This is a genomic window from Polaribacter sp. MED152 (assembly GCF_000152945.2).
Lineage (GTDB): Bacteria > Bacteroidota > Bacteroidia > Flavobacteriales > Flavobacteriaceae > Polaribacter.
Genome location: NC_020830.1, coordinates 2,682,878 through 2,696,038 on the forward strand (window position 1 = coordinate 2,682,878; position 13,161 = coordinate 2,696,038).

Sequence of the window (13,161 nt, forward strand, 5' to 3'; positions counted from 1 at the left end):
TGATTGATGAATTTATTTAAAGCTAAGATAAAAAAAAATACACACTTCAATTATTGAAGTGTGTATAAAGTATTTCATATCGAGTATCTTAAACGTCTATATTGGCATATTTTGCATTTCTTTCTATAAAGTCTCTTCTTGGTGGTACTTCATCACCCATAAGCATAGAAAATACCCTGTCTGCTTCTGTTGGGCTATCAATAACTACCTTTCTTAAAGTTCTAAATTCAGGATTCATAGTAGTATCCCATAATTGCTCTGCATTCATCTCTCCAAGACCCTTGTAACGTTGTATAGTTACAGAACCACCCATTTGTTGGGCAATTAAATCTCGTTGATCATCATCCCAGGCATATTGTCTCTTTTGACCTTTTTTTACTAGATATAATGGAGGAGTAGCGATATAAATGTAGCCTTGCTCAACCATTTCTTTCATGTATCTAAAGAAGAATGTTAAAATTAAAGTAGCAATGTGAGAACCATCAACATCGGCATCACACATAATAACTACTTTATGGTATCTTATTTTTGATAAGTTTAGCGCTCTTGGATCTTCTTCTGTACCAATAGAAACCCCTAAAGCTGTAAACATGTTTTTGATTTCTTCGTTTTCAAAAACTTTATGTTGCATTGCTTTTTCTACATTCAAGATTTTACCACGAAGTGGAAGTATGGCCTGAAAGTTTCTATCTCTACCTTGCTTAGCTGTTCCACCTGCAGAATCTCCCTCAACTAAGAAAATTTCGCATTGAGCAGGATCAGTTTCTGAACAGTCAGATAATTTACCAGGTAAACCACCAATAGACATCACACTTTTACGTTGCACCATGTCTCTTGCTTTTCTAGCGGCATGTCTTGCAGTGGCTGCTAAAATTACTTTTTGTACAATGGTTTTTGCATCATTAGGATTTTCTTCTAAATAATCTGTAAGCATTTCAGATACAGCCTGAGATACTGCAGAAGTTACTTCTCTATTTCCTAATTTAGTTTTTGTTTGTCCTTCAAATTGTGGTTCTGCTACTTTTACAGAAACAATTGCAGTTAAACCTTCTCTAAAATCATCACCAGCAATATCAAATTTTACATTTTTAAGTAAACCTGATTCGTCTGCATATTTCTTTAAAGTTCCTGTTAAACCACGTCTAAAACCGGATAGGTGAGTACCACCTTCATGTGTATTAATGTTGTTTACGTAAGAATGTAAATTTTCTGCGTATGAAGTGTTGTAAACCATAGCAACTTCTACAGGAATTCCGTTTTTCTCACCTTCCATAGAAATTACGTTTGCAATTAATTGCTCACGAGTAGAATCTAAATACTCAATAAACTCTGGTAAACCTTTGTTTGAATGAAAAGTTTCTGAGATAAAGTTTCCTTCATCATCTTTATTTCTTTTATCAGTTAAGGTGATTGTTATTCCTTTATTTAAATACGCTAATTCACGCATTCTTGTAGCAAGAGTCTCGTAATTGTACTCTGTACTTTGTGTAAATATAGATTTGTCTGGTAAAAAAGTAACAATTGTACCTGTAAAATCTGTGTCTCCAATAGTTTTAACAGGATATAAAGTTTTTCCTCGTTCATACTCTTGCTGCCAAATTTTACCTTCTTTATGTACTGTAGCTGTTAAGTGATCTGATAATGCATTAACACAAGAAACACCAACACCATGTAAACCTCCAGAAACCTTATAAGAATCTTTATCGAATTTACCACCAGCACCAATTTTTGTCATTACAACTTGTAATGCAGAAACGCCTTCTTTTTTATGTAAACCAACAGGAATTCCACGTCCATTATCTTTGGTAGTAATAGAATTATCTTCGTTAATTGTAACCTCTATAGTATCACAATAACCACCCATTGCTTCATCAATAGAGTTATCCACAACTTCATAAACTAAATGATGTAAACCTCTAATACCAACATCTCCAATATACATAGAAGGGCGCATTCTAACATGCTCCATACCTTCTAGTGCCTGAATACTGGACGCATCATAACTATGTTTTTTTTCTTCGCTCATTATAAAAGTGAATTTTATTTTAGGTTGATAATTATTGTCAAGAATGACAAAAGTGTAAAATCAAATTTACAATTTTTAAACTGATTTTAAAGCTTTTTTAGCAATCTTGTCTTTAAATTATCAACATTTGTTAAAAAACAAGAAAGTGGCTTAAAAGGCTTAAAAAGTTGATTTTTGCTTATTTTGAAATTTTTATTTTTCATTGAAAAATGAATTCATAAAAAAAACCTCGCAAATGCGAGGTTTTAAACAATCGAATTGTTTAAGGTTGGAGGATTGGTTTTACTTTATGATTTTCACATTCATTTCCTCAACTTTTTTATCAGAAAGAATTGATGGTGCATTAAATAATAAATCTTCTGATGTTCCTGTTTTAGGAAAAGCCATTACTTCTCTAATTGAAGCTTTTTTCTCTAAAATCATCATTAGCCTATCTACACCCCAAGCAATTCCTCCATGAGGTGGTGCCCCATATTGAAACGCTTTATACATGGTTCCAACACTCTTTAGCATTTCCTCTTTATTATAACCCATATTTTTATAGGTCGCTTCTAAAATTTCTGATTTATGCGCACGAACAGATCCACCACCAATTTCATAACCATTTAAAATTAAATCGTATTGTTGTGCGATGATTGTTCCTATTTCGTCCTCTTTACCATTCATGTGTTTTTCTAAATCGTAAACAGCTGGCATTGAGAATGGATTGTGTGTAAACGTCCATCTGCCTTCATCTGTTTTTTCGAACATTGGAAAATCTACCACCCAAGCTGGTCTTAATTCCTTCGGATTTATCAATTTTAAAATACGTCCCATTTCTTGACGAACAGCATCTAAAGCTTTGTTTGCAGTTGCATAATCTGCTGCTGAGAAAAACACGATATCTCCAACTTGTGCATCAGTTGCTTCTATAATATTTGCTGCAATTTCTTCGCCTAAAAATTTAATAATTGGCGATTGCAAATCATTTTCATTTACAATAATGTAAGCCAAACCACCTAAACCATTTTGTTGAGCAATGGCAGTCAAGTTTTCTATTTGTCCTTTAGACATACGTTTGTTGCCTTGTTCTTCAGTAGAAACTTTAATACATTTTACAATTCCACCATCATCAATAGGTTTACTAAAAACTTGAAAAGTGGTATCTTTTACAATGTCAGTAATATCTTGCATTTCTAAACCATAACGTAAATCTGGTCTATCACAACCATATTTATCCATGGCTTCTTTGTAGGTAATTACCTCAAAAGGACGTAAAATCCATTTTTTGCCATAAATTTTCTGCACAATTTTATTGAACATTTTGGTGTTTAAATCGATAATCTGTTGCATACTTGCATACGCCATTTCAATATCTAATTGTGTAAACTCTGGCTGACGATCTCCTCTAGAATCTTCATCTCTAAAACAGCGTGCAATTTGGAAGTATTTTTCAAATCCACCCACCATTAACATTTGCTTAAACTGTTGTGGCGCTTGTGGTAATGTGTAAAAAGAGCCTGCTTGTTTCCTGGTTGGTACAATAAATTCTCTTGCACCTTCATCTGTACCTGCTGTTAAAATTGGCGTTTCTATTTCTAAAAACTCTTCTTCATCTAAAATATCACGTAGTAACTTAATTACCCTATGTCTGTTTACAATTGCTTTGCGAACTTCGTCATTTCTATGATCTAAAAACTTGTATTGAAAACGAGTAGTTTCATTTGTTTTCATTGCTCTTTTTATTTCAAAAGGCAATGTTTTAGAAAGGTTTAAAATTTCTAATGCTGATGTTTCAAGTTCTATTTTACCAGTTCTTAAACCTGAATTGTAATCGTCTTCTCTTCTCTGAACTACAACTCCAGTAACCATAATTACAGTTTCTGGTTTTAGTTTTACCAATTCATCTAAATTCGGAAAAGTTTCTCTACTTAAACGAACTTGAAAAACCTGATTGCTAGAATCTCTTAAATCGATAAAAATTAACTCGCCATGATCTCTAACACTAGAAACCCAACCAGATAATGTTACTTCTATTTTGATAGAATCATCAGATAAATCTGATATTTTATGGGTTCTGTAGTTATCCTTGATTATTATGGGAGTTTGTTGCAACTCTTCGTTATCAGTACTTTTTTGTTGCTTTTCGTTATTTGCTTTTAGCTTTTGGTCTTTAGCTTTTGGTACTTGACTAACAGCTAAAGGCGAATCGCTAACAGCGTTAAGAATTTCTTCGCGAATCACTTTTCCAGAAGCACCTTTTCCAATAATTTTGATGACTTTACCAACCAAAATTCCGGCTTTACCTTGGTTTCCAGCTTTAATGTCGTTAGCAATAGCTTCGTTTTCAGAGATTACTTTAGATACAGCATCTTTAATTTTATCTTCGGAAATGGTATTGTCTTCAAAATATTTATTGTAATCGAAAGTACGATCTTTTAAATATCTTGTAATTCCATTCTGTACTAAAACAGAAGTAATTTTATCGGCTTTAAATAATTGAAAAATTTCAACTAACTGATTTACATTATGAATATTGGCATATTCATCAGCAGCAATATTATTTACCAATGTTTTAGCTACAAAAGAAGGGTCTTTTATCACATTATTAATGGCAATAAAAGTTTCTGAACGTAGAGAATCTGCCGTAAAAAACTTAGCATCTTGTGGTAAAACTCCACCTTTAATTAAAATAGATTCTACTGCAAAAGGCAAAGAACTAATATCAACATCAATGGTTTCTACAACATTTTTGATGTTAACAAAAGGCAAATCTGGCTCAGAAATAAAACGATAATCTGCTTCAAACTCCTTTTTACGCATTGTTTTGGTTTGCTTTAAATCTGCATCAAACAATACTGTGGTTTGGTCTGGTCTAAATTCTTTATGCTCTATATAGTAATTCAGTTGTTTTTCTACTTCTTCTTTTAGAGCCTCAATCATAAACTTAAAAGAATTCAAGTTTTTGATTTCTGTACGAGGATTTAAATTATAGCTGTGTTTTTTTCTGAGTGATACAGAAACATCCGATTTAAATTCCCCTTTTTCAAGATTTGCTTCAGAGATTTTTAAATTTTGAACAATTCTCTGAATATATTGTGCGTAGGTTGATGCATCTTCTATATGACGAATACAAGGTTCTGTAACAATCTCAATTAAAGGTACACCTGCTTTGTTAAAATCCACTAAAGAAACTTTCTTTTCGTGCATTAATTTTGCAGCATCTTCTTCAATATGAACTTGCGTTAAGTTTACCGTAAATTGAGAACCGTCATTTCTAAAACAAGAAACTTGTCCATCAGGAATTACAGGATTATGAAACTGAGTAATTTGTATATTTTTAGGGTTATCTGGGTATTCATAATGTTTACGATCCCAAGAAATCACCTCATTTTCAAAAGTAGATTTTACAGCTTTTCCAAAGTAAATTGCTTTGGTAATTGCTTCTTTGTTTATAGATGGTAAAACGCCCATTTGTCCTGTACAAACAGAACAAATATTGATGTTTGGTTGTGTTGTTTCTTGGTTTGCACAAGAACAAAACAACTTCGATTTTGTATTTAAACGTACGTGGGTTTCTAAACCGATTACGAGTTCAAGCTCGTATTTTTTTAATAAATCATTTAATTTCTCTAGCTCCATAATATCAAATCATTTAAGAAATTAGCAAATTGTATTACAAGTTCATCGTTTTTTTTAGCTGCTGAAATTTGCAACCCAGTTGATGTTCCTTTTGGTATGGTTAACGTTGGTAATTGGCCTAAGCTAAAACCAACAGTATAGGCATCAGACAAATACATAGCCAAAGGATCTTTTAAGCTGTCTCCAATTTTTGGTGGAGTAGAAGGTGTAACAGGTGATAATATGATATCTACTTCTTTGAAATCTTTTTCGAAATTATCAGCAATTTGATCCCTTAAGTTCAATCCTTTTAAATAAATTTCATCAGAAAATCCCTGAGATAACACTTGATTTCCACCTACAATTCTTCTTTTAGATTCTTCAGAAAAGTTTTCTGAACGTGTAATAGCATAGGTGTCTTTTAAATTTTTACCTTCAATTCTATCACCATAATTTGTGCCATCTAATCTTGATAAATTAGAAGCAGTTTCTGCCATTGCCAAAGTATAATATGTAGAAACTAAGGTGTCAGATTCAAAGAAATCTAGTTCTTTAACTTTTATTCCTTTTGATTTTATTTTTTCTATCGATGCTAAAAAATCTCCTTTTACTTGAGCGTCAATTGCATCACTTTCTATAAAGTTTTTAAAGTAACCAACTGTTTTGATGCCATCAGTTTTTAGAGTGCTTTCTTTAGATATGCTTTCTGAATGAAATGTAGTTTGGTCTTTTACATCTTTCCCACTCATTACATTTAAAACAATTCTGATATCTTCAGTAGATTTTGCGATTGGACCAACACAATCTGTAGAAGATGCATAGGCCATTAATCCAAATCTTGAAATTCTACCATAAGTTGGTTTAAAACCGAATACGTTATTATAACCAGCAGGTTGACGAATAGAACCACCAGTATCTCCTCCAATTGAAAAAACAGTATACTCTTTTGCGACGTTAACTGCAGATCCTCCACTAGAACCACCACCAACTAAATCTGGATTTAGAGCATTTTTAACAGCACCAAAAATGGTGTTTTCTGAGGATGAACCATGACCAAAAGAATCACAATTTTCTTTTACTAATGGGATTGCACCTGCATCTAATAATTTTTGAATGGCTGTTGCTGTATAGGCAGATTTATAATTTTTTAGCAAGTCAGAACTTGCTGTAGTATACGTTCCTTGTACCATATAAACATCCTTAATTCCAAATGGAATTCCTTCTAATAAACCTAAGGTTTCTCCTTTTGCAATTTTAGCATCTACTTTATTGGCTAACTCCAAAGCTTTTTCCTCTAAAAGTGAATTTACAGTGTTGTAAGTATTTGCTTTTAGTAAGTCTAATCGATCTTTAACCAATTTGGTACAAGTTATTTCTTTGTTCATCAGTTGTTGATGAATTTTATGTATTTGCGACTCCATTATTATTCTTCAATTACTTTAGAAACTGCTAAATAGCCATTCTTTTCTTTAGGAAAATTTTCAATAATAATGGCTTTTTCTATACTTGAGCTATCAATTACTACATCACTTCTTAAATCATCTATAGTAACTGCATTATTATGATTTGTATTAATTGAGTTATTATTTGAATTGGCATTTTTAATTACGTCAAATAATTTATTTACAGCCTCTGAAGGCTGAGCTCCTTTAATACTAGACAAAATGTCTACAGTCATAATTTTACTCATTTCTTTAATTTTAGTTCATAAAAAAACCTTCCAATTAGGAAGGTTATATTTATATCTGAATTAACAACAACCTTCCAGTCCTATTAATTAGGATTGATGAAATTAAGATTGTTATTAATAATTTTCATATTTGTTTATTACTTTATGTTGGCAAATATATATAGAATGAATGCTACAAAAATCGATTTTCATTGATTTTATTTAAGACTTATTGTTTTAATAATTATCTTAATGATTACTATTAATTTGGCAATAATTTTAAGAAAATGCACTAAAAATTTATAGTAAAATTAATAGCGCATTCTTTTAATTCATTAAATTCAAATCCAACATAAGTTCGGAGCTGTAAATAAACAAACTATACTATTACTTTTAAACCTTTATATATAAATAGGTTTCATATTTTTAGTTATTTTAAAATTATAGTTATAATATGTAATTAAATGTTCTAAAATCTTTAGTTCTGTTTTAAAATTCTTAAATTCTTAAAATATATCCTATATAATTTGCGCAAATAAAAAACCATTTTTACCTTTGTAACATAATGAAAAACAGTATAAACATATCTTGGTGGTGGAACTCTCTTAACTAATAAGTGAGTTTATACCTGTATGTAAAAATATATTAAAAAGGCTTATCTCACGATAAGCCTTTTTCAATTCAATACAATGAAGAATATAAAATTTAAAACAATTCATAAAACTAAAATTGCAGATACTATAACTCCTGTGGGTTTGTATTTACGATTTAGAGATAAGCATGCGAATACGCTTTTACTAGAGAGTTCAGACTATCATAGTAAAGACGAAAGTTTCACATTTATTGCTATTGAACCTATTGTCTCTATTAAAGCTGAAAATCATCATTTGAGTTTTTCTCATAAAGGTTTAGAGATTGCAAATGAAGAAATTGGTAGAAATTTCAATGAAATATTCGAAAAGTATAGTAAAACCATAGAGCTAGACTGTCCTTCAGAATTGAAATCGTTTAATGGATTGTATGGTTACACTACCTATGATTCAGTTCAATATTTTGAAAACATCGAATTAACAGTAGATGAGGCTCCTTCTGCAATACCTTTAATGCAGTACAGTTTTTACAGATTTATTATTGCCATTAATCATTTTAATGATGAAATGACCTTAATTGAAAATATTGAAGAAGGTACAGAATCTAGAATCAAAGAAATTCAAACCCTTATAGATGCACAAGCTTTTAATACACATTCTTTTGATATTGTGGGTGATGAAACCTCTAATGTTAAAGGAGATGAGTTTATTGAATATGTAAGGAAAGCAAAAGCTCATTGTAAAAGAGGTGATGTTTTTCAGCTGGTTTTATCGCGCCAATTTCAACAAAAATTTAAGGGAGATGAGTTTAATGTATATAGAGCTTTACGTTCTATCAATCCTTCTCCTTATTTGTTTTATTTTGATTACGGTTCTTTTAAATTAATGGGTTCTTCACCAGAAGCACAGATAAAAATTTCTGCAGGTAAAGCAACCATAAATCCTATTGCAGGTACTTTTAGAAGAACAGGAGATATGGCTAAAGATATTCAGTTAGGTAAAAAGTTATCTGAAGATCAAAAAGAAACAGCAGAGCATGTAATGTTAGTAGATTTAGCAAGAAATGATTTAAGCAAACATGCAGACCAAGTGGAGGTAGAGGTGTTCAAAGAAGTACAATATTTTAGTCATGTTATACATTTAGTATCTACTGTAACTGGTCAATTAAAAGGCAATCCTATAGAAATTGTTGGAGATACTTTTCCTGCAGGAACTTTAAGTGGTGCTCCAAAATATAAAGCCATGCAATTAATAGATAGGTACGAAAATCAATCTAGAGGTTTTTATGGTGGTGCAGTTGGTATAATTGGTTTAGATGGTTCTGTAAACTTGGCAATTGCAATTCGTTCTTTTGTAAGTAAAAATAAAACTTTGTATTACCAAGCAGGAGCAGGAATCGTAATTCATTCTGATGAAGAAAAAGAATTACAAGAAGTAAATAACAAATTGGCTGCTTTGAAAAAGGCGCTAATTTTAGCAGAAAATATATAAAACAGCTTTTCGTTTTTGGTTTTTAGCAATTTGTTAAAAGTCAAGGGCAAAAGTCAAGAGCTTTTAAAAATGAAAATATTAATAATAGATAATTACGATTCATTCACCTATAATTTGGTGCACATGGTTGAAGAAATTACAGGCACTTATCCTGCAGTTTTTAGAAATGATGAAATCAGTATAGCAGATGTAGACAACTACGATCTCATTATGTTATCTCCTGGTCCTGGTATTCCTGATGAAGCCGGAATTTTAAAAGAGGTAATTAAAACCTATGCTGGTGTAAAACCAATATTTGGTGTGTGTCTTGGGCTACAGGCAATTACTGAAGTTTTTGGTGGTGCAATTATCAATTTAAATGATGTGTATCATGGTGTAGCTACAGAAATGGAGGTTACAGATGAAAATGCAGTTATTTTTAAAGATGTACCTAAAACTTTTCTTGCTGCACGTTACCATTCTTGGGCAGCTACAGATGAAGGTTTTCCTGCTGAATTAAAAGTAACAGCAAGAGATGAGGAAGGTTTAATACAAGCAATTGAGCATGTTGCCTTCCCAATATCCGCAGTACAATTTCATCCTGAATCAATCTTAACAGAAGTGGGTGAGCAATTAGTAACAAACTTTATCAATGCAAATTCTAAATGAAAGCAATCTTAAATAAGTTATACAACCATCAACGATTAACAAAATCTGAAGCAAAACAAATTTTAAAAGATATTGCTTCAGAAAAATATAATGACGCTCATTTGGCTTCATTTATGACTGTTTTTATGATGAGACCAATAACGGTTGATGAACTTTCTGGTTTTAGAGATGCCTTAAAAGAATTAGCCATTAAAGTCGATTTTTCAGATTATAACACCATTGATATTGTTGGTACTGGAGGTGATGGAAAAGATACATTCAATATTTCTACATTAACTTCTTTTATTGTAGCAGGAACTGGACAAAAAGTAGCAAAACATGGTAATCATTCTGTTTCTTCTCAATCTGGTTCTTCAGACATGTTAGAGAGTTTTGGTTATCAATTTACAAATGATGAAAACATTTTAAAAGAGCATTTAGAGAAAGCTAATATTTGCTTTTTGCATGCACCAAAATTTCATCCAGCTATGAAAGCTGTAGGTCCAACAAGAAAAGCTTTAAAGTTAAAAACGTTTTTTAATATGCTTGGGCCATTAGTTAACCCAAGTTCTCCTAAGAATCATATGTTAGGAACCTTTAATTTAGAAGTTGCACGTTTGTACAATTATATTCTGCAAGATGAAGATATTAATTACGGAATTATTCATGCTTTAGATGGTTATGATGAAATTTCATTAACAAGCGGATTCAAGTTCTTTTCGAAGAAAGGCGAGTCTTTAATTAATCCTGAAGATTTAGGACAAAAGAGAATTCAACAATCAGAAATTTTTGGAGGTAATTCAGTGGCTGATGCAGCAAAAATTTTCAAAACTATTTTAGAAGGTGAAGGTACAGAAGCGCAAAATAATGTGGTGCTTACGAATGCTGCTTTTGCCTTACAAATTGTAGATGATACAAAAGGTTTTAACCAGGCTTTTGATGAAGCAAAAAATGCTCTATTTGGAGGTAAAGCAAAAGCTTGTTTAACCAAACTAATACAGTTATAAATGGCTAAGAAAAACAATAATTTATATTTAATTATTCCAGCTTTTTTATTTGTTGGTATGGCCATTGGCATTCAAAAAGGTGGTATTCTTAAACAAGGAATTATTGGTTTAATTGTAGGTTTTATAGCTTATCTTATATTAAGATTTCGAAATAATAAAATGAATAAATAAAGTCGATATAATGACAATTTTAGATAAAATAATCGCATTTAAAAAGAAGGAAATTGCTAAAATAAAAGCAGATGTTCCTATTAAAAAATTAGTAGAAAGTCCGAAATTTAAAAGAACTCCAATTTCTCTAAAAAAATCATTATTAGAAGTTGGTTCTACAGGAATTATTGCTGAGTTTAAGCGTCAATCACCTTCTAAAGGCATTATCAATGATAAAGCAACTATTGCAGAAGTAACCAATGGTTACTTAGATGCAAATGTAGCAGCCCAATCTATTTTAACAGATACTTCTTTTTTTGGAGGAACAATGGCAGATTTAATGGAGGCCAGAGTAATAAACCAAGTTAAGCCGATTTTAAGAAAAGATTTCGTAGTTGATGGTTTTCAGGTTGTAGAAGCTAAGGCTATTGGTGCAGATGTAATTTTATTAATTGCTGCGTGCTTAACATCAGCAGAGCTAAAGAATTATGGGAATTTAGCAACAGATTTAGGTTTAGAGGTCTTGTATGAAGTGCATACTCAAGAAGACTTAGATAAAATATCAAATTTAGATAATAAAATTATTGGTATTAACAATCGTAATTTAAAAACTTTTGAAGTTGATTTAGATCATTCTATAAAATTAGCAAATCAAATTCCAGATACTTGTATAAAGGTATCAGAAAGTGGAATATCTGATCCTAGAATTATTACAGGATTAAAAGAGTATGGATTTCAAGGGTTTTTGATAGGAGAGAATTTTATGAAAACTGATAACCCAGGAGAAGCTTGCCAAGATTTTATAAATCAGATTAAATAATGGAACGAGTTTCTTTAGATCCTGTTTTACCTCATAATCCTACTATTTTTATTTTAGGTACAAAACCAGGTAATTTAGAATTAAGGAAACAAGAGTATTATGCCAATAATGGAAATTCATTTTGGAAGATTATTTACGAGCTAACAGAAGAAGTTTTTAGCAAAAATTACGCTGAGAGAATTGATTTGTTGAAACGAAATCATATTGCAGTTTGGGATATTATTGAATCTGGAGAACGTGTAAAACCAGGAGCTCAAAATGTGAAAAATGAAATTCCAAATCCTGTAAATGAAATTGTTGAAATGTATCCGTCAGTAAAACAAATAATTTTCAACGGACAAAAAGCGCATGATTTATATTTAAAACATTTTAGTAAAATTGAAGGCATTATTTACGAGGTAGTTTTATCTACAAGTCCTGCAAACACAAGGTTTTCGTTTAGAGAAAAATTAAATAATTGGAAAGAAACAATCATATGAAATTAAAAGTGTGTGGAATGAAATATGTAGAAAATATTCAGCAAGTAGCTGAATTACAACCTGATTATTTGGGTTTTATTTTCTATGAAAAATCAAAAAGAAATTTTGAAGGTATCATTCCAGACGTTTCAAATACAATTAAAAAAACAGGTGTTTTTGTTAATGAACATTTAGAAATTGTAATTTCATTAATAGAAGAATATAGGCTAGACGCCATTCAATTGCATGGAGATGAATCTGTGGCTTATGTTGCTGAATTAAAAAAGCATTTAGCAGAAAGAAGAGCCTTGTTTATTGAAGAAAATAAAACCATTAAGAAAAGAAAAAATCAACATTATATATCTAAAAATAAGATTGAAATAATAAAGGTTTTCGGAATTAAAGATTCTTTTAATTTCGAGGATTTAATACCTTATTTAGAAGTGGTAGATTATTTTTTATTTGATACAAAAGGAAAAGAAAGAGGTGGAAATGGAACCAAATTTGATTGGTCTGTCCTAAAGGATTATCCTTTTGACAAGCCCTTCTTTTTAAGTGGAGGCATAGGTTTACAAGATGTAAATGAAGTTAAAAAAATACTAGGCTCTAATTTGCCAATTTATGCTTTGGATGTAAACAGTAAATTTGAAAGTAAACCAGGAGTTAAAAAAATAGAGGAGTTAAAAAAGTTTAAAAAAGAATTATTTATAGAATCATAGTATT

11 protein-coding genes are annotated in these 13,161 nt (G+C 31.0%); 7 read left to right on the top strand and 4 right to left on the bottom strand.

What is annotated here, in order from left to right; translation table 11 throughout:
- Positions 1 to 88 precede the first annotated feature (88 nt).
- The 4 genes from gyrB to MED152_RS11985 form a co-directional block, all read right to left on the bottom strand.
- Positions 89 to 2,026, bottom strand: a complete 1,938-nt coding sequence (gyrB, locus tag MED152_RS11970; protein WP_015482152.1) for a DNA topoisomerase (ATP-hydrolyzing) subunit B — start codon at positions 2,024 to 2,026, stop codon at positions 89 to 91.
- 282 nt (positions 2,027 to 2,308) lie between these two features.
- Entirely contained in the window at positions 2,309 to 5,647 is a 3,339-nt protein-coding gene (gene gatB/aspS / locus MED152_RS11975; protein WP_015482153.1) for a bifunctional amidotransferase subunit GatB/aspartate--tRNA ligase AspS, read from the bottom strand.
- On the bottom strand, positions 5,638 to 7,047 hold the full coding sequence (locus MED152_RS11980) for an amidase family protein (protein WP_041383663.1): 1,410 nt from the start codon (positions 7,045 to 7,047) through the stop codon (positions 5,638 to 5,640). The genes gatB/aspS and MED152_RS11980 overlap by 10 nt, the downstream gene beginning before the upstream one ends.
- Before the next feature lie 2 nt (positions 7,048 to 7,049).
- On the bottom strand, positions 7,050 to 7,316 hold the full coding sequence (locus MED152_RS11985) for a hypothetical protein (protein ID WP_015482155.1): 267 nt from the start codon (positions 7,314 to 7,316) through the stop codon (positions 7,050 to 7,052).
- A 668-nt stretch (positions 7,317 to 7,984) separates the two neighbouring features.
- Here MED152_RS11985 and MED152_RS11990 point away from each other — a divergent pair.
- The 7 genes from MED152_RS11990 to MED152_RS12015 all read left to right on the top strand — a co-directional run bounded on the left by MED152_RS11990 (position 7,985) and on the right by MED152_RS12015 (position 13,157).
- Positions 7,985 to 9,376 carry an anthranilate synthase component I family protein gene (locus MED152_RS11990; RefSeq protein ID WP_015482156.1) on the top strand — a complete coding sequence of 464 codons (1,392 nt, stop codon included), beginning with the start codon at positions 7,985 to 7,987 and terminating at the stop codon, positions 9,374 to 9,376.
- Between the two features lie 69 nt (positions 9,377 to 9,445).
- Positions 9,446 to 10,024, top strand: a complete 579-nt coding sequence (locus MED152_RS11995) for an aminodeoxychorismate/anthranilate synthase component II (protein WP_041383665.1) — start codon at positions 9,446 to 9,448, stop codon at positions 10,022 to 10,024.
- Complete coding sequence (trpD, locus tag MED152_RS12000) at positions 10,021 to 11,010, top strand: anthranilate phosphoribosyltransferase (protein WP_015482158.1); 990 nt, start codon at positions 10,021 to 10,023, stop codon at positions 11,008 to 11,010. The genes MED152_RS11995 and trpD overlap by 4 nt, the downstream gene beginning before the upstream one ends.
- Positions 11,011 to 11,181 carry a hypothetical protein gene (locus MED152_RS13770; protein ID WP_015482159.1) on the top strand — a complete coding sequence of 57 codons (171 nt, stop codon included), beginning with the start codon at positions 11,011 to 11,013 and terminating at the stop codon, positions 11,179 to 11,181.
- Between the two features lie 10 nt (positions 11,182 to 11,191).
- Positions 11,192 to 11,980, top strand: a complete 789-nt coding sequence (trpC, locus tag MED152_RS12005; protein WP_015482160.1) for an indole-3-glycerol phosphate synthase TrpC — start codon at positions 11,192 to 11,194, stop codon at positions 11,978 to 11,980.
- Positions 11,980 to 12,459, top strand: a complete 480-nt coding sequence (locus MED152_RS12010) for a DNA-deoxyinosine glycosylase (RefSeq protein WP_015482161.1) — start codon at positions 11,980 to 11,982, stop codon at positions 12,457 to 12,459. Before trpC ends, MED152_RS12010 begins: the two co-directional genes overlap by 1 nt.
- Positions 12,456 to 13,157 carry a phosphoribosylanthranilate isomerase gene (locus MED152_RS12015; RefSeq protein WP_015482162.1) on the top strand — a complete coding sequence of 234 codons (702 nt, stop codon included), beginning with the start codon at positions 12,456 to 12,458 and terminating at the stop codon, positions 13,155 to 13,157. Before MED152_RS12010 ends, MED152_RS12015 begins: the two co-directional genes overlap by 4 nt.
- Positions 13,158 to 13,161: the final 4 nt, after the last annotated feature.